Source organism: Spirochaetota bacterium (assembly GCA_026415295.1).
In the GTDB taxonomy this organism is placed as follows: Bacteria; Spirochaetota; JAAYUW01; order JAAYUW01; family JAOAHJ01; genus JAOAHJ01.
Genome location: JAOAHJ010000024.1, coordinates 1 through 19660, shown reverse-complemented (window position 1 = coordinate 19660; position 19660 = coordinate 1). Strand labels below are relative to the sequence as shown.

The following is a 19660-nucleotide window of genomic DNA, read 5'->3' as shown; positions in this document are numbered from 1 at the left end:
GTTGCATATAGTATTCCAACAAAAAATAGTTTGACAAATTCTGGTTGAAAACCAGCATGATGTAAAGAATATAACATCGCTGCAAATATTATTGCCGGTAAAATCCCAAAAGATTTCTCTATTTTAGTTCTTATAAATGAATAAAATACTATTGTTTCAAAAATACCAGCAAGCATTATGTATATAACCTTCCATATTATATCTTTTGTCAAACTAAAATTTGATGGAAGAGGTGATTTTTTTAAGAACATTAAAAGTAAAAGAATTGCCAGGATTATATTAACAGGTAAAAAAATATACCATTTCCTTAAATGAAGACCATATTCTATATAATTATTTTCTTTATTTATAATATATAAAGGGGCCCCAATACCAAAAACTAAAATCATAAGAATATCTCTAATAATAATAGAAAAAACAATATTACTTCTTATAAAAATCATTAAGATAGAGAGAACTATTATTATAGTTCCTATTCCAAATGCAATAAATACTTCTTTCTTTGGATTCCACTTAAACATCTTATTCCATATAGATTGTTCCACAACTTCCCCCTTTAAAAAAAATTTAGTATGCTATTTATTGCTTCTAATACAATCTATCATTTCTTTAATATTTTCTTTACTTGTAAAGTCAACAGGAGTTTTATAAGCTTTTAACATACCATTTTCATCATCATTTCTATCTTTTTTATACTTGAGTTTAAAATAAAGTAGTCCCATAATAATTTTATTTTTGAAATTTAATTTTTTATAATTAAAACCACCTCTTAGAAAAAATAATTTTGTTCTCTCTTTACCTAATTCATCTAGGTTATTATTATTCCATATCTCTTCAATTATTCCTTCCTTTGCAGGAGATGCTCCAACAGCAAAAATAAATATTCTACCAGAAATTTTTGAAAGATATTTTTTAAACTCTTCAAGTCCTATTATTCCAACTGCATGAAGACTCCCACCAAAAACAATTGTATCATAACTAGAAAGATCAATTGTCGAAATATTCTCAATTTTCAAAACTGGGCAATTTAATTCCTCTGCAATCATATTAGCATATTTTTCAGTAAAACCAGAAATTGATTTGTAAAAAACAATAGTTTTCATTCTTTAATTCCTTTTATTATATTTTATATAAAATTTTATAATCTAATAATTAATATTTTTCAAAATAACTATTACCATCTATACCCAAAAGAGATTATTGGGAATAAATGAGATCATTTATCCCCAATATCAAAATTATTTGTCTTATTATCTTTGTATATAACATATAAAAATTCTAATTGAAAATTAAAATAAAACAATATTTTAATTATATAAAAGTCCATTCTATATCTAAAACTCAAACTTCCAATTAGATCAACCCAATTATAAAACTTGTCTTGTGTTAGATCTTTATTAAAATTGGATGAAAACCATAATTGAGCTTTAATATTTAAATTTTTCCAAATATATATTCTATAGCTTATATTTATTGTAGGAGCAAAAAATTGAGCTATTGCATTTTTCTCGTTTGGATAATAATTGTTTAGATTGGGAAAAACAATAATTAAATGACCTTTTGGGTTTTATTAATATATAAATAGGATAGAATAAATTTTAAAGAAAATAACTTGAGGGAATATCTCTATCTAATATTTATAATTTGTTTTAGTTTCTTGCTCAAAACAACCAAATGTCCCATAAAATATTAAAAGAAAAAAAATATCATTCTTTTCATTTCAATTCAGTCCTCCTAAAAAAATAATTTTCAGACCAAAATTGATCCTAACTTTTTTAGTAATTAATCCTCAAAAATAAGTATTCCTTAATAAGTTAATAAATAAATATTAATAAATTATTAATTTAATAATTTTCTATTGCTTTTTTATTAAAGTATTAATTTAAATTTAATTTTTCAAAATTTAATAGCTTAAACTTTATAATACATAAAGTTTATTATGTATGTTGAAGTTAAGAGTTTTTATATTCCATCATTTATTTTATAAACTTTTTTAATTTAAATTAATTATAATTAAAAATAACCCATTATTTAACCAAGGAACATAATGAATTGAAGTATATCTTTGTTCTGTTAAAGTTGGTAATTCTGTGCATGGAAATAACCATGTATATCTATCATATGGCCAGAGTATCATCAGCTCAGTTAATAATGCAAAACACTTATCAGCAAAACAAAAACCTGGACAATTTGTTTGCCATGAAGGATATAATAATTCCCAGGATGTACCATTTAAACTTGTAGCTACACTTCCATATGTATCTGACAACATATAAATTCCATTTCCATAATATACATTTAATAACTTATGTGTAAATTGTGACAATGGATCTATTGGACCATTCCAACTTGTACCATTTGTACTTAAGAATAATTCTCCATCATTTGTACCAATAAAAAATTTCCCATTAGCATAACTAACTGTGGAATAATTATAACTTGTAACATTAGTTATATTCCAAGTCAACCCATAATCACTACTAACCAATCTAACACTTTGTTCACTACCTGAATTTCCTACAGCTATAAAATAACCATTCCCATAAGCGACATCTAATAAATTAGTAGTATTACTATTATTAATTTTAACCCAATTGTTTCCATTATCTGAACTTCTAAATATTATTCCTCCATTTCCAACTGCTATAAATATATTATTACCACATGTAACTCCATTTAATGTTACTACATCAGATGGTTTACTTGATGGTAAAGCCCATGTTTTTCCATCAGTACTATAGTAAATTTTTCCTGATAAACCAACAGAGACAATATTATTTGAATTAAAAGCTAAATCCTTTGCTTCAATTGTATGAGGAACAAACATAATTTTTACAATAGTGCTTTGGCCAGCTGGACCTACAGGACCCATAGGCCCAACAGGTCCTGTTGGGCCTGTAGGAAATTTACATGAAAATAAACAGCATATAATCAAGCATGCATATAAAATCATAATCAAATAAACTAATTTCTTTCTCATACAGAACTCCTTCTTAAATATTATTAAAAATCACTTAGATTAAAAGAATAAGGAAAATTGTAATCATTATTAATTCGTAATAAAAACAATTTTAATTATTTTATAATATAATAATTATATTTTGAATATATTAGAAATATATATTATATTATAGTATAATATTTGAAATTTTCAATACTGTTACTTTGAATTTTTAACAATTATTTTTCTATTTTTTATCTTTCTTTTGGTTAAATCTTTTTTATTTATTTACATTTTTATTTTCATTTTTATATAATGGCAAATTTTCTTCTATCTTATTTTGAAAATTTTCTAATAGAATTATTGAATTTTTTTCTAATTCCTTCTCTATCATTTTATTTTCATTATTAAGTTCAGCAAGAGATATTGTTTTGTCTCTTTTTTCTTGTGGAGGATTTAATTTTTCTGCTCTTTCATATTCAATTACTTTTTCTAAAATATCATTAGGAAGATCAGATTCACACTTTGATAATATACCTAAAAATTGCTTTGCAAAAAAGTGGTCTATTTGAATTCTTCTTTTTGTCATATGTGCAAATTTACCTATTATTCTGCAAATATTCTCCCTTTCTTCAGGACTTAGTTCATTTATAAATTCATAATCTTCAATTTTTTTCAAACTTAATATTATAGGTTCTAATGCATCAATTGAAATTATAAATACATTGTAATCTGCCATATTGTAATAAAATTTATCAATAAAATCGAGAGTATTTGAAGGCACTACAAAAAATATATCCTTTTTTACATTCTCCTGCCTTGCATATTTTTTAGCAGCTTCTGCTTGATTTTTTAAATAATTTTGAAAATTTCTAAAATCTTCAGTAGAAGGACTCTTTGCATCAAAAATTATGTATTCATCACATATTTTAATTGTATTATCAGGATTACCATTAAAAGGAACCTTTTCAACATATTCTATAACATTTCTTTCGCATATCATTTTGATTAAATTTTGTGTTAAATTTTGATGATTTAACCAATTTTCTTTTAACTTATTTATTCTTTCAATCTCTCTTCTATTTGTTTCTTCAATCTCTTTTTGTCTTTCAGCTATTATCTGATCATTTATTGCTTTTAATTTTGTTAGGTTTTCTATAAATTTACTTTGCCTTTCCTCTTCAGCTTGTTTTAATTTGAGATTTTCTTCTTTTAATTTATTATTTTCAGTTAATGTTGTATTTAATTTTTCATTAATTAAAGATAAATTTAAATCTTTTTCTTTAATTTTACTTTCCAACTGAATTATTGTCTCTTCTTTCTTAGCTAGTATTGTTTTTAAATTATTAAGTGAATTTTCTTGTTCAATTATTTTTTTTTCTATTATATTATATTGAGTTTCAATTTTTATTTTCTCTTCTTTTATTGAATCAAAATCTTTCTTAGTTATCAAAATTTCATTATTTAATAGATCAACTTTTCTATTTAATTCATTGCAATAATTAAATAATTGTTTATATTCTTCATAAGCATCAAAAGCAAATAATAAAAATTTTGACCATTTAAATAATCTTTGCCAGAAACTTAAATTTTTTAATCTTTCAAAAAATAAGGAAATTTTTTCAATTTTTAAATCCATATAATACCTTTAAGAATAAATTTACTTGAAAAATATAAACTTAATTTTTTTAATTTTCAATAGATTTCAAAACATAAAAACTTAATCTTATTATAGTAGTTTTAAATAAAATTAAAAAATTAATAATTTATCAATTTAGAATTAAACTAATAATTATGATATATTATATAGCTAATAAACTAAATATATTGACAAAAATTATTAATAAAAAATTATAAAAAATAAAATATAAATTAAAAAAGAAAATGTATTGGATATGCTAAATAAAGTCCTAAAGACCAATAAGTTAGTTTTTCATTACTAGCTACTATTAAATCTTTTAAATTAATATCAACAAAAATGCTAAATGCAAGGCCAAAAAAAGAAACCCTAGTTCCAATTCCAAAAGAAGCACTCCAGTAATACTCTATCCTTATACCAAGATCATCAAGTATATAACCTTTTAAATTAGGATCTGGCCAATTTATAGATGTATCACTTCTATATTTTGCCCATAAAAATTTTGAATAATAAACACCAATATTAAAACCCATTAGATATGAACCAGATTCTCCTTGATAATAATCCACTCCACCTTTGCAATATCCAATCATTAATGTAAATCTTAAAAATCTAATATCATAATCTCTTCCAAGATGTGTTTTAAATATATCATAGTTTCCAAAATCATTACTACCATTATAAGCTACAATTAATGTTAAACCTAAAGGAAATCTTTGCATTATTTTATCATTAAATCTTACTATTGGAAAAAGTGAAAACCTAATACCTGTATGTAAAATAAATATACTATTATAAGGCTTTTGTGCAGTATAAGTTAAATGAGTATAATTCTGAAAGCCACCATTGAGTTCTATAAATATATCTGTTCCAAATATAAACCATTGAGCAAATATTTTTGGAGAAAAAAATAAAAGAAAAGCTAATATTATTAATAATTTTTTTGAAACTTTCATAAAACTCTCCTTTTTACAATTCTTTTTAAAAATAAAAATTTTATAATCTTATTAAATTTTAATATTCAATTTTTTCAATAAAAATTAGTTAAAAAATAAAATTAAGAAAAATATAAATTATATAATAATATTTTTTAGAAATTCAAAAAAAAATAAAATATATCTGAAAAAATAGACTCTATTTATTTTTTAATTTTAAAAAGTTTATAATTAAACCACAATAAAGTATTAATAAGTTTAATCTTTGAAATAATCCTGTAAAACTAAAAAGTCCTTTATCTTTATTCTCAGATATCACAAAAAAAATAAAAGTAACTAACGCAAAGAATAAAACTAAAACATTTATTATCTTTAAATTATTAAATTCTTTAATAAAAACTGCCCATAAAAAGGACAATATTAAAAAGAGAAAGCCTAAGCCCTATGCAATCCCATATATCTTACCTTTTATTGTTTCTTGATAACCTTTAGGATCTTCTGGAAAAATACCTGCTAAAATAGTACTAATAACAAAAATAATAATACCTGATGTATAAAGTATTGTAGCCCAATTCTTAAAAAAGAAGAATCTATTTTGAGCAATTGCAAATATTAGCAATAATATACCAACCAAAATTAAATTAAATGCAAAAAACAAATTTACAGGACTATCTTTACTACCAAGCTTAATTATAATATCTTTCAAATTACTATATCCTGGATATTTTTTCCCAAATATAAAAGGAAAACTTAAAAAAAACAGCTAAAATAAGGATTACAAATAATAAAAAATTTATTTTTTTCACTTTTTAAAATTTCCACCATGTTTATTTATGAAATATTGTAATATTTTTTATTAATTTTATCTTGATATAGTAACTTCTATTTCTATTTTAAGAGTCTCAACAATTAACTTTTTCTTTTGCTCAATAAAATAGTTAAAAACATTAAACATTTTTCCATCTTGTAAAACAATAAATAGCTTTTTAGATCTAATATCTAATTTGGCTTCCTTGAAAAGAGAGAATCCAGACTTATCCAATGAATCTGCTATTCTCAAAATACCTGATAAAACTTTTATTTCATAAGGTTCATTATCTATATTTTGATTTTTGTGATATTTAGCTACCTTTGATATTATCTTTTTTTCTCTCTCTGTATAACCAAGAATTTGAGAATTTATAATAATATACTCTGAATGATCTTGATGATTATTAAAAGATATAATTTTTCCAATATCATGTAAAATTGATGCAGTAAATAGGTAATCTCTCCAGTTTTTATCTAACTTATGTGTATTTTTTAAAATATCAAATAAATATAAAGCAAATTTAGACACATTTTTTACATGTATTTTGTCTATATTAATTTTTTTAAATAAATGCTTAGTGCTAGAGTGCCTTATATTAGAAAGATACTTTTTTTTTATTAAACTTATAACATTCCCTTCCTTTATACTAAAAGCAGAAAATACAAGTTTTTTAATACGAAAAATTTCAAATATTAATTTTAATAATATTATTCCACTTATAATTGTATCTTTTCTTGAATAGTCAACAAATTCAAATATGGTTTCATCTTTTAGTAAATCAGGTAATTTTTTAAATATTTCATCCAAATTTTCGTAGTTTATTATAAGTCCATTTGAATCTCCATTTTTTGAAACTTTATTACATAGCCTGGCTATATTTTCTATAGTTCCAGAAACACCAATGTAAACTTCAGAATTAATAAAATAATTTTCTACTGGTTCTAATTGAGATTCAATAAAGTTAATAAGTTCTTTTTGTTTTTCTCTATCAAAACCTTCTTCAAAATAATTTTCTGTAAGTCTTATAACACCCATTTTGTAACTTTTAATTTTTTTAATATTTCCACTTTTTCCTCTACATATCTGTAAACTACCCCCTCCTATATCTATAACTGTAGCATCCTTATCATAGCAATCAAGGCTATAAATAGCTCCCATATAAGCTAGTCTTCCTTCTTCATAAGGGGATATAATATCAATCTTTACACCTGTAGAATTATATACTCTTTGTTCAATTTCTTCAGCATTTGCTGCTTCTCTTATAGCACTTGTAGCAACAGCAATAATTTTAGCATTATATAGCTCCGATATATTCTTAAATTTTTGAATTGTATCAATTATTTTAAGTATTGCTGAGTCTGTAATGTATGGATTTCCATTGATGTTCACCACATTTTTTTTTGAAACTAATCTTAACTTTTCTTTCTGTCTATCTATTACATTTATATGCCCTTTTTTTAATTCAATAATAGCCATATGAAAAGAGTTAGATCCTAGATCAATACTGGCAACTCTCAAAATTCCCACCTTTCTAGAACTTTTTTAATTTCCAATTTCATCTGTTTAAATGTATCTTTTAAACTTTTTCTTGCATCTATTTCTATAAAATTATATTCATTAACCATAGAATTAAACTCTTTTATCAACTTTTTTTGATATTTTTCAAAACTTTCAAAAAAATCTTCTCCCATTTTAATATCCATACCTGCTTCCCAGTAATCCAATCCAGACCCAAGACCAAGTTCCCAATAGTTTTCAACAAGATTATCTGCATTTATAACTCTTGGTATCAGATTATTAAAATCAACTTTCATATAAAGAGTAACTATAGGTTTCAAAGCAAAACTGTATAGTTTCTTAATCCATTCTTTATCAACACCTCTTACCAATGCTCTTGCCATACATGTAAAAATATATCTATCTGCTATAACTACATAACCTGATTTAAGATAAGGAATTATATCATTCTCCATTCTATCTGCTATATCAGCTGCATAAAGCATTGAAAAAGTAAAATTGTTTAAATTATGACCTTTTTTTGCCTCATTAATAGCATCTCTAACAACTGTAGATCTTCCAAGACCAGTTGTAAAAACTGCATAACCATTATATTCAAGCCAATCTTTAATATTTTCTATTTGTGTTGATCTGCCAACACCATCAGTTCCTTCAATAACAATAAATAAGCCTCTTAAATCAGAAATATCTAAATAATTTATATCAGATCTAAAAAACTCATATTTATTTAACATATTTTAGTTTCCTTTTTAAATAATTTTTTGGTATATAATTGTTCAATATCTTTTCCCTTACTATTTGTCTTACTTTCTGTTGTTGAGAATTAATGTCATTTTTTGCATCCAAAACTTCAAAATTATAAATTTGGGTCATTTTATCATACTCATCTATTACTTTGTTTTGAAATATTTTAAAACTCTCATTTATATCATCTGATATGTTTAAATCCATTCCAGCTTCATGAAACTTTATTTTTCTTTTACTTGATTTTAATCTTTTTAAAGATGTTTCAACATCTACTCTAAAATAAAATGTAATATCAGGATCAAATGCAAAGCTATAAACATCTCTAACCCAATCAAAAGGAACACCTCTTGCTGTATCTCTTGCAAGGGCAGTATAATAATATCTATCACAAAGAACTATCATACCTGCTTTCAATGGAGGCAATATTAAATGAATATATCTATCAGCAAAATCAGTAGCATGTAAAATAGAAAAAGTTAATGGTGTAAGTAAATTCTCTTTTTTGCCTCTTTTAATAGTATCCTTAACTAAGTTAGATGAATTCCATTCTGTGAGAAACACACTATATGCTTCAGATTCAAGCCATTTTTTTAGTAGATATATTTGTGTGCTTTTTCCAGATCCATCAATCCCTTCAACTGCAATTAATACACCAGGGAAATTATGTTTCATGCAAGTCTCCTAGCAATTGATGGGATTAAATAACCTTTGAGTTTCCCTTCAACTTGATTATTTTCATCTATATTCAAATCTATTATATAAACTCCACTTTTTTCTATGTCAAAAGTATAGTTTTTTACTCCCAGAAGAAAAGAAATAAAGTTACCTAAAAGTGGCATATGTCCAATAATAAAGATTCTTTTTGTTTTAGAGTCTATTTTAGATTTAACAAGTTCCATAATATCGGATGGTTTTGATTCAGGTAAAAGTTCCTTTGCTAAAATGATCTTTTTTTTATATTTAAATTTTTTTGCAATTATATCAGCTGTTTGAACAGCTCTAGTTAAAGGACTCGAAATAATAAAATCAGGTTTAGCCTTCAAATTTTTTAATATTTTACTTATTTTTTTTGTTTCTTTAAAACCTTTATCGATAATATTTCTTTCTTCATCTTTTTTACCTTCTGCTGCATTTTCAGCAATTGCATGCCTTATTAAATAAATTTCCATAAAACATCCTCCAAACTGATAATAAAATTAATTTGTTAATTCTTATTTAATCTTTTGTTAACAGATACTTAAGTATTTGTTAAATCTATTTTTATTTCTTTCTAAATATTTTATAATTTTTTTTCATACTCTACTTCATAAACATTAATATTTTCAAGTTTTTTCCTTTTTTTATTATATTTATATCCATTTTTTTCATAAAAGTTTCTGCCTTCTAGATTTTCTTCCAAAATCCATAAAGATGTTTTTTTATATTTATTTTCTCTAGCATAATTTTCAAAAAAATTAATCATTTTAGTACCTATACCATTTCTTTTCATTAAAGGTTCAACATATATAGCATATAACTCTAAACATGATAAATTTTCATAATCTCTATATGGTCCAAAAATAATAAACCCTTTAATTATACTATCTTCTTCAAATATATAAATCTGATCTGATAAGGTATTATCTTTTATTCTTTTTAAAAAAGAGCTATTAGCTTTAACTACTGAAAGACTATTAAATAAAAATTGATCTTTTATTATTCCTCTATATGCAGTTCTCCAACCAAAAACTTGAATTTCAGCTATTCTATAAGAATCTTCCTCTTTTGCTTTTCTTATCATTAAAAAATATCCTTTTTTATTATTAATTCTTATTAACTTCTTTATAATTAATAATAATTATTTATAATTAATTATTTTTACTTTTATTTTATCTTATATAAATTAATATTTCAACAAAAGTAATTCTCTTTTTTCAAAAAATTTTTTATAATAAAATATATTTTATTAACTATTTAAGTCTTCTTATTATAAAGAGAGATAAAAAATAAAATTATTATTCAAAAGTACCAAAATTTAATATCTTCTTTTCTTTCATTAAAATTTCTCCTTTAGCAATAACTGTATCTATTTCAAGATTTTTATTAACAATTAAAATATCAGCATCATAACCTATTTCAATTTTACCCTTATTTTTTAACTTTAATATTTTAGCTGGATTAACTGTTATTGATTTTAAAGCTTTTTCTATATTTACTCCATTATTAATAGCATCTCTTAATTCATCAAAAAGTGTTGTAACCCTGCCAACTCTTAGACCTACAAGTTCTTTTTTCTCATTAAAAACAGGCAAGCTACCTTGTCCATCAGATGTTAATGTCACATTATCCTCTAGTCCTTCTTCTATACATATTTTAAGAGCTTCTGAAGCTTTAACTTCTCCTTCTTCTATAAAAACTGGATCTGAGCTTGTTGTGAAATCTATAAAACCACCCCTTTTTGCAAAATCTATACCTTCTTTAAACAAATCCTTATTTCTATTAATATGAGTTGGATAAAATTGTTTTATTGGAATCTCACTATTATTAACAATTTCATTTAACATACTTAGTCCTGCTTCTCCATCACCCATGTGAATATTAACTATACCAGCTTTCCCTGAAATAAGACCAGCAACTCTTGCATCTGCAGTTAATCTTTTTACCTCTTCAATTGTAGGTTGAGAAGATCTATGATCAGATAAAGCAATTTCCCCAACACCTATAACTTTATCTATCAAAATAATATCTTTCATTATACTCCCTGTAAAAGTTGATATTGGAACCCTATAGGATCCTGTATAAATATATGTCGTTATTCCTTCAATCTCCAAAGCTTTAGATTTTGCATAAAGATTTTCCAAACTTCTAGTAACACCATCTGTTCCAAGTGTACCAATAATAGTTGTTATGCCCCCTTTTATAATATCAGATAAAATAATTTCAGGAGTCCTTGTTGCAAAACCTCCCTCACCACCTCCACCAGTAATATGAACATGAGAGTCTATAAAACCAGGGAAAACCATTTTATCTCTTCCATCAATTAATTCATACTCTATTCCACTTATATTTATATCTTTATCAATTTTGCCAATTTTATTTCCTACAATTAAAACATCATTTATTCCTATAATAGAAGGAGTATAAACTTCTGCTTTTTTAATAAGAGTTATCATTAAAACCTCCATTTGTAAAATTTTTATATAAATAAATATTATATTTAATTAATAATTTGAATAATCACTATTATAATTATTAAAATTTAAAATAACATTAAGTCAATTTAATAATTAAGATTAATAATCTAATAAATATTTTTTATTAAAATATTTTATATAACAAAAACGGGGGAATAGAAATTCCCCCTAATCCAAAACTTAATAATATTTAATTAAGCTTAATATAATTAAGTTTTTCAAAATATAAAGTGGTTTTTTAACAATTTATTTATACCCTATAAAATGACCAACTAAAACAAATATAGTTCCAATTAAAAATAAAAATAGTTGCATCTTTATTTGCCATTTTGCCCATTTTCCCCAATTTATTCTCGCTACACCTAGAACACCCATTAAACAAGCTGATGTTGGAACTATAATATTTGTTAATCCATCTCCAAGTTGAAATGCTAAAACTGCAACTTGTCTTGTAACTCCAACAAGATCAGATAAAGGAGCCATTATAGGCATAGTTATAGAAGCTTGCCCTGAACCAGAAACAACAAAAAAGTTAAAAATAGACTGGAAAAGATACATAAACCAAGCAGAAAAAGCCCCTCCAAGTTTTCCAATACCATTTGCCAATGAATTTAAAATTGTATTAAGAACTGTTGGTGTTGCAGCATCAGTGCCTCCAAGTACTATTAGTATACCTTGTGCCATACCTACAACTAATGCTGCTCCAACAAGATCAGAAGCTCCTTTTTGAAATGAAGAAGCTATATCATCTATTTTCATTCCTTCAAGTTTAAAAATTACACTAATTATACCAGCAACTAATCCCATAACAAAAAATTGTGATGCTATTTCTGGTATATAATAGCCTTTTTTTATTACACCCCAAATTACCCAAATAACACCTAAAAATACTGTTAAAATAACAAGTTTATGCCCAATATTAAATTCTGTTTTTTTAAAATCTGTATGTAAATTATTTTTAAAAAACATAGTGGCTTCTAAATCAATTGAAGAATTTAAATCTTTCTTAACTTTTCTTGCATAAAATATAGTATAAAGAGTTCCAATTAATGTAAAAACAAACCACATAATTATTCTAAATGGAGCACCAGAAAATACTGGAATACCTGATACTCCTTGAGCTACTGCCAAACTAAAAGGATTCATCCAAGAAGTTGCAAAACCTATCTGACTTGCTACATAAGTTATTAAAACTCCAACTATCGCATCATACCCCATAGCAACAACCAAAGGAACTACAATCATTGCAAATGGAATAGTCTCTTCTCCCATTCCAAAAACAGCACCACCAAGAGAAAATAAAACAAAAAGAACTGGAATGATTAAAACTTCTTTTCCTTTAGTTATATTTATCATCCTTAAAATTCCAGCATCAATAGCTCCTGTCCTTAAAATTATACCAAAGGCCCCTCCTATAACAAGGATGAATGCAATTATTCCTACTGCTGCACCCCATTTATCTCCTCTTACCATTCCTTCAAAAACATAGTTTAATAAACCATATCCTCCAAAATCTTCTGTACCCCAAATTCTAGTTGGTTTCCTAACCAAATTACCATTTTCATCTTTTAAATACTGAAAAGAACCTGGCTTTACAACCATTCTTGTTTTTTCTTTTCCATTTACAAGATATTTAACTTCTGTTTTTTCAAATTTACCAACTGGTAAAATTAAAGTTAATAACCATGCAAAAACAACTACAAAAAAAATAATTACATAAGTATGTGGAACCTTAACAACTTTATTTTGAGTGTTAGAAAAATTGTTTGGAGATGACATAAAATTCCCTCCTATGATTTTTAATAAATAAATGCAATATTAATGCCAAAATTTAAAATTTAATTCAAAAAATTCAATAAATTCTAAAATCAATTTAAAATGGATTAATTTTTTTTATTTTTTTAATTATCATTTATTTTATAACACAATATTTAATACAATTATTTAAATTTTAATAAATAATTTCAATGATAAATTGGATTATTTGGGTTATATTGGGGAATTTATACAAATATATTATATTACTTTTATTTTAGAAATATTCCATTTCTACCCTTTTTAATTTCAATATATCCAGATTTAGCCAATTCTTTTAATCTTGTTCTTATCATTTGTTCTGTTAATTTAATATTTCTCTCTTCACAATATTTTTTTATGCTTCTTCTACTTATTCTTTCTCCCTTTCTATCAAGCTCATTAATAATATTCATCAATAATTGTAAATCCTTTCTATTTATATCCTGTTTTAAAATTAATATATCTTCAGGAAGATCTCTAATTTTTAATTCTTTTTTATTACAAACTTCTGAAATATATTCTACTATATTTTTTAACTCTCTAACATTGCCTGGCCATCTGTAGTTAATTAAAAGATTTTCTACCTCGTTATCTATATTTAAATTCAATCCTTTTTTTTGCATAAAATAATTAAATAAAATTAATATATCGTCTTTTCTTTCTCTTAAAGGAGGAATCTTAATATAGATAACCTTTAATCTATAATAAAGATCTTCTCTGAACTGACCATATTCTATAAGTTTAATTAAATTTTTATTGGTAGCTGCTATAATCCTTACATCTATAGGAATAATCTTATTACCACCAATTCTCATTATTTCTTTTTCTTGCAATACTCTTAATAATTTTTTCTGCAAAGATAGAGAAGCATCTCCTATTTCATCCAAAAAGATAGTACCTTTATTAGCTTGTTCAAAAAGACCAATTTTTCCACCTTTTAATGCCCCAGTAAAGGCTCCTTCTTCATACCCAAAAAGTTCACTCTCTGCAAGAGATTCCGGTAATGATGAAAAATTGATAGCTACAAATGGATAAGATTTTCTTTTAGATTCATTATGTATGGCAGATGCTAATAATTCTTTTCCAGTACCTGTCTCACCTTCTATCAATACTGTATTTTCTGAAACAGCTATTTTTTTCGCTACTTCTTTAATAAAATTTATAGAATAACTCTTACCTATAATATCATCAAATGTATATTTTGCATAGTAGCCTTTAGAATATAAATCATTTAATCTTTTCTTTTCATATTCATCGTACTCGCTTAAGTCTTTAAATATTGCAACATTTAATTTTTCTTTTTCAAGATAAATTTTGGAAACTAAAAATTTAAAATTTCTAATTTCATATAAATATTTTTCTTTATAATTATTGTTTGTAAGAAACTGTATCAATTTAGGATTACTAAAGATATCAAAAATTGAATTAATTTTATTAATTTGTTTAATAAATAAAAAATCTTTTTTTTCATTTACAAATTTAATAAAACCTTTTTCATCATATGCAACAATAACATCCTTCATGTCATTAAAAATAAGCTTTATACATTCATTTATTTTTGACTTTTCTTTAGTAATTTCTAATATATTCTTACCTAATTCTAATATCTTATTAAAATATGTTAAAGAAACTTTCTCTCCAATATCAAAACTTAATTTCATCTCTTTTATAATTTCGAATATAGAAGAAATATCAATAAGCCTTGGCCCTATATCTATAATATTTTTTACTTTTTTTGGAACATATTCAATTTCACCTGGAGTAATTGCATATTCTAAATCTCTTTCCAACACACACCCTGGATAGAAAGGTATAAATTTAACATGATTTATTCCTATTTTATCAAGCCATTCTAAACATTCATAGGTTGTTTCTTTACAATCATTTACAAATAAAACTTCCTCTCCTGAAGGAATAAAAAGCAATTCTTCAATTGCTTTATAATTTAAAACTCTCTTAGCTACAATAATTTTAGACCTATTTTCTAAATACTTTAATGAATCTTCAAGAATAAGTTTACTAGAAATTATTATTAAATCGCCATTTATTTTATTTTTTATTTCATTATCTATAGCATATGATTCAATTAAAAGAAGATCCTTAAATAGATCCTCTAATTGTCTATGAAGAGCTTTCCTTGTATTTTCAGTTCCACAGATAACAACAATTTTATCCATTTTTATTAATTTTATTTAAAGATTTTATTTAAATTAATAAGACTAAATCTTCTTTTTGCCAAAGTAACCTTCAAGCATTAAAATTAAAGCAATGCAACTTAAAATCCCATCGATTATTCCAAATGGAAGCATAAAAACCATTAAAACCATTGTAATAGAACAAATTATAACCGATAGTGAAAACCCCCACATTCTATTTTTTAATATCCCAATAGCTCCAAAAACTCTAACTACACCATAAATAAAACTCATAACTATCATTAAGTTCATGTTTTCTTTAAAATATGGAACTATGAAATTGGCAAAATCTGGGATGTTAAATTTTATATCTTTAGAAATTAAGGATGGTAAATACAAAAAAATTGCTCCTATTTCCAATAAAGCACCATGGAAAATCATTATTATAGCAGATATTCTAATTTTTTTCATATTTACACCTTTTAATCTTTTATTTTTGAGGCTCAATATGAATAGTTGTTTCAGCTTTCAACTCTTCCCTTATTTTTTTTTCGATAGCATTAGCTATATCATGAGCATAATTTATATCTTTAATTCCATTCATCCTTATATGTAAAGTAATTTCGAGGTGATCTCCGTACCTATGAATATGAATATGATGTATATCTGATATTTCTTCTGAAACACCATATATTATATCTTCTATTCTTTTTGTTAAACTTTCATCTGGTTTTTCACCAAGAAGTAAATTTGAAGCTCCTTTTGCTATATCAAAAGATGTCCATAAAATTAAAATTGAAACTATTATACCCAAAATTCCATCAATCCACCATATAAACTTCCCGAATATCGCAGCTAAAACTATTATAAAAGAAGCAAATGCATCACTTCTATGATGCCAACCATCAGCAACAAGTGATTTACTATTTATCTTTTTCCCTGCCCATATTGAAAATGAAGCAAGTAACTCTTTAAAAATTGAAGAAAAAACAAAAACAATAATAGAAGTTATACTAAAATGAGCACTAATTTTGTTTATTAAGTTTTTAATAGAATCAACAATAAAATTAAACCCCACAACTGCAAGCAATGTCCCAATAATAATAGCAGCAATAACTTCTGCTCTTCCATGCCCAAAAGGATGTTGTTCATCTTTAGGTTTTGCTGCAACTGAAAACCCAACAATAACTACAAGTGAAGTTAAACTATCAGAGATTGTATGCCATGCATCAGCTATCATTGAAATACTTTTAGACTGAATGCCTACCCATATTTTTAAAATGAATAGAATAGTATTCAAAATAATAGACAATACCCCTTCAAAATAACCAAGATTGATTTTTTCAAAATATTTGTTTATTGAAAAACAGTTTTGTTGAATCTTCACTTTAATTCTCCTTATATCTAAAAATTAGTAAAATTTTATTCCTTTAATTTAACTAAAAATAATTAAATAAAAATTTTATTTTAACATTAATATTGTAATTTAATAATATTTTTGAACTTAAATAATTAATAATTAAAATATCAAAAATTATTAAAATGTCAAAAAATATATGAATTTATTTTATTTTAATTTTAATTAATTTTCTTTTTAAGATTTATAAATTCAAGAAAAAAGATAAAGCTTCCTATTAGGCTTACAAAAGAAGCAAGAAATATTGAATAATCAAATTTTTTATAAAGATCAAAAAGCAAACCTCCACTTATTGGCCCAAATATACCAGCAAAAGCATAACCTAAAAAAACATATGGATATATTAAACCAAGTTTATCAACACCAAAAACTTGAGCGGTTTCCTTCGCAAAAAGAACAAAATTTCCTCCAAAACCAAAACCAATTAAAAATACAATTATTAAATATAAATAATCTGAAGAAATTAAATAATTAAGAGAAAATATTGATACAGCTTGTATCAATAAATCTAAAAATATACAAATGCTTGTATCAACATGATCACTGAGTATTCCCCAAAAGATTCTCCCTGTAAAATTTGCAACTGCAAATAAAGAAATACCTAATATCAATATGTGATCAGAGATTTGATTATTTTCTCCAATTATTTTCAAATTCCCAATTATTAATAAACCAGCAAAGGTTCCAAGAAAAATACCAATAAATAATTTTATAAAATTATTAGATTTTATAAAATAAAATATATTACTTTTACTTGTCTTATTTTCTATATTTTCATTTTTTATATTATTATCAATTTTTTCTTTAACAGATCTTTTCTTATCAAATATTAATATAGAAAAAATTAATATAATTAATCCATAAATAATTCCCACTGTTTTTAAAAAATCCATTATATTATTATTCTGTATTAAAAAAAACTCTGAAAACTCTGAAAAAATTGCTGACCCAAGACCAAATCCTGCAGCTGCTATACCTGTAATAAGACCTTTTTTGCTTGGTAATAATTGAACCGGGGATGTTAAAGAAACCCAATATCCTAATCCTGTAGCTATTCCAACTATAATTCCAAAAGTTAATAAAATTATAAAAAAACTTCCTTTGGAAATCCCAGTTAAAAAATATCCAGCAAAAAATAAGATTGCAGAAATATAACCAAAATAATTATATTTTATTTTATTACTTAATTTTCCTGAAAATATCATAGTGATAGGGAAAATACATATTATCATACTAAAAATTAATTGTGTCTGCCATGTAAAAAAATTATAATCTTTAATTAATTTTGAAGCTATTATACTCCATGAATAAACACTACCGATACATAACATAATTATAAAAGATGCAATGATATTCAAATATATTTTAATATTTTCTAACTTCTTCATATATTACCTCTTTAAACATTTAATTCTAAATAACAAATAACATAATATAAAATTATTTAAATAGTCAAATAAAAAAATTATTTAAAATAAAATTTTCTTATTTCTTTTAAAATATTTATAAGATTAAATACGAGATTAATAAAAGATAAGTATAAGATTAATACTGACCCAACAAATTTAGTTTTCTTCCTTTTTTAAGAAACTTTTTGAATATAATTATTCCCATTGAAAAATATAAAACACTAATTATTAATAAAAAAAGATACCATAATGCACTAAATGACATATTATTATTTATAATTCCTTGAATAGTTGATGCTCCTGCAGTAAAAGGGAGAAAAGAAAAAAAGTTCAAAGGATAAGCTGGCAATGAAACAAAAATAATTAAAATAAATTGCATAAGATTCAAAAATGAACTAATTTTTTTATATATTATTGCAAAACCAGCAAAAATAAAGCCAAGCCCCCAAACTGATGGAATAGATAAAAATAGTGGTAATATTATTTTTGAAAATGGAATCTTAATCCATCTTCCAGAGATAAACATAAAAAAATACAAAACTATTAATGATAAAAATATTGTATATACAATATTTAATATAAGGTTAAATAAATAAACTATCTCTATACCATATTTGCATAAAAACAACTGTTCAAAAGTTCCTCTCTGCATATCATTGCTTACTGCATAAGAAATACTTGCAAAACTATCTAAAATAATAAGCCATAAAATATATCCTATAATAAATGAATCAAGATTTTTATAATCTATATTACCTGCTGTAACAAATTTTATACCAAATAAAAATGCAAGAAAAATTGCAGAAATAATAAGCACATTAAAAATAAAATTAAAAAAATATCTTTTTAACTCCAGTATATATTTCATAAGTTCTGCTTTAAACAATATAAAAATCCCCATTGTTTTCTCCAAAATATTTTATATTTTTTACTAAATTATTTTATTGATAACTACTAGATATTTTATTAATTACTTATTAATTTTTAATTTTTAAGTTTTTATTATCTCAAGAAAAACATCATCAAAATCATCATTTAATATATTTAAAGATTTTATCTGTTTTTTATCCTCTTGTAATAAACCAAAAAAATAATATAAAATAGAATCATCATTAGTTGTTAAATATACCGAAAAATC

At 24.1% G+C, this 19660-nt stretch carries 19 protein-coding genes; all 19 read right to left on the bottom strand.

The features are described 5' to 3' along the window. Positions 1–545 (bottom strand): hypothetical protein (locus N3A58_05920; protein MCX8058933.1); only part of this gene is annotated, 545 nt, incomplete at its 3' end. A gap of 30 nt (positions 546–575) precedes the next feature. After that, positions 576–1103, bottom strand: a complete 528-nt coding sequence (locus N3A58_05915) for a flavodoxin domain-containing protein (protein ID MCX8058932.1) — start codon at positions 1101–1103, stop codon at positions 576–578. Positions 1104–1993: 890 nt separating this feature from the next. Continuing rightward, positions 1994–2980, bottom strand: coding sequence for a hypothetical protein (locus N3A58_05910; protein MCX8058931.1), 987 nt, complete (start codon positions 2978–2980; stop codon positions 1994–1996). Between the two features lie 241 nt (positions 2981–3221). Then, positions 3222–4580: a hypothetical protein gene (locus tag N3A58_05905; protein MCX8058930.1), complete on the bottom strand. Its 1359-nt coding sequence runs from the start codon at positions 4578–4580 to the stop codon at positions 3222–3224. Between the two features lie 233 nt (positions 4581–4813). After that, positions 4814–5536, bottom strand: coding sequence for a hypothetical protein (locus N3A58_05900; GenBank protein ID MCX8058929.1), 723 nt, complete (start codon positions 5534–5536; stop codon positions 4814–4816). A gap of 178 nt (positions 5537–5714) precedes the next feature. Next, positions 5715–5933: a hypothetical protein gene (locus N3A58_05895; GenBank protein ID MCX8058928.1), complete on the bottom strand. Its 219-nt coding sequence runs from the start codon at positions 5931–5933 to the stop codon at positions 5715–5717. A 24-nt stretch (positions 5934–5957) separates the two neighbouring features. Further along, entirely contained in the window at positions 5958–6278 is a 321-nt protein-coding gene (locus tag N3A58_05890) for a DUF998 domain-containing protein (GenBank protein ID MCX8058927.1), read from the bottom strand. Between the two features lie 99 nt (positions 6279–6377). Further along, entirely contained in the window at positions 6378–7844 is a 1467-nt protein-coding gene (locus N3A58_05885; protein MCX8058926.1) for a Ppx/GppA family phosphatase, read from the bottom strand. Further along, a complete protein-coding gene (gene tmk / locus N3A58_05880) occupies positions 7841–8578 on the bottom strand; it encodes a dTMP kinase (GenBank protein ID MCX8058925.1) in 738 nt (245 codons plus the stop codon). The genes N3A58_05885 and tmk (N3A58_05880) overlap by 4 nt, the downstream gene beginning before the upstream one ends. Next, positions 8568–9263: a dTMP kinase gene (tmk, locus tag N3A58_05875; protein MCX8058924.1), complete on the bottom strand. Its 696-nt coding sequence runs from the start codon at positions 9261–9263 to the stop codon at positions 8568–8570. Before tmk (N3A58_05875) ends, tmk (N3A58_05880) begins: the two co-directional genes overlap by 11 nt. Then, positions 9260–9760 (bottom strand): phosphohistidine phosphatase SixA, encoded by a 501-nt coding sequence (sixA, locus tag N3A58_05870; GenBank protein MCX8058923.1) that lies wholly within the window; start codon positions 9758–9760, stop codon positions 9260–9262. Before sixA ends, tmk (N3A58_05875) begins: the two co-directional genes overlap by 4 nt. A gap of 110 nt (positions 9761–9870) precedes the next feature. Then, positions 9871–10371 carry a GNAT family N-acetyltransferase gene (locus N3A58_05865; protein MCX8058922.1) on the bottom strand — a complete coding sequence of 167 codons (501 nt, stop codon included), beginning with the start codon at positions 10369–10371 and terminating at the stop codon, positions 9871–9873. A gap of 214 nt (positions 10372–10585) precedes the next feature. Then, positions 10586–11743 carry a beta-aspartyl-peptidase gene (gene iadA / locus N3A58_05860; protein MCX8058921.1) on the bottom strand — a complete coding sequence of 386 codons (1158 nt, stop codon included), beginning with the start codon at positions 11741–11743 and terminating at the stop codon, positions 10586–10588. Positions 11744–12010: 267 nt separating this feature from the next. Next, complete coding sequence (gene yfcC, locus N3A58_05855; GenBank protein MCX8058920.1) at positions 12011–13543, bottom strand: putative basic amino acid antiporter YfcC; 1533 nt, start codon at positions 13541–13543, stop codon at positions 12011–12013. 248 nt (positions 13544–13791) lie between these two features. Beyond that, entirely contained in the window at positions 13792–15738 is a 1947-nt protein-coding gene (locus tag N3A58_05850) for a sigma 54-interacting transcriptional regulator (protein ID MCX8058919.1), read from the bottom strand. 42 nt (positions 15739–15780) lie between these two features. Next, a complete protein-coding gene (locus N3A58_05845) occupies positions 15781–16167 on the bottom strand; it encodes a DUF2127 domain-containing protein (protein MCX8058918.1) in 387 nt (128 codons plus the stop codon). Between the two features lie 19 nt (positions 16168–16186). Further along, positions 16187–17083 (bottom strand): cation diffusion facilitator family transporter, encoded by an 897-nt coding sequence (locus N3A58_05840; GenBank protein MCX8058917.1) that lies wholly within the window; start codon positions 17081–17083, stop codon positions 16187–16189. A 191-nt stretch (positions 17084–17274) separates the two neighbouring features. Continuing rightward, the gene (locus N3A58_05835; protein ID MCX8058916.1) at positions 17275–18501 is read right to left on the bottom strand and encodes an MFS transporter; all 1227 of its coding nucleotides are present in this window, start codon (positions 18499–18501) and stop codon (positions 17275–17277) included. A gap of 157 nt (positions 18502–18658) precedes the next feature. Then, complete coding sequence (locus N3A58_05830; GenBank protein ID MCX8058915.1) at positions 18659–19423, bottom strand: hypothetical protein; 765 nt, start codon at positions 19421–19423, stop codon at positions 18659–18661. Positions 19424–19660 lie beyond the last annotated feature (237 nt).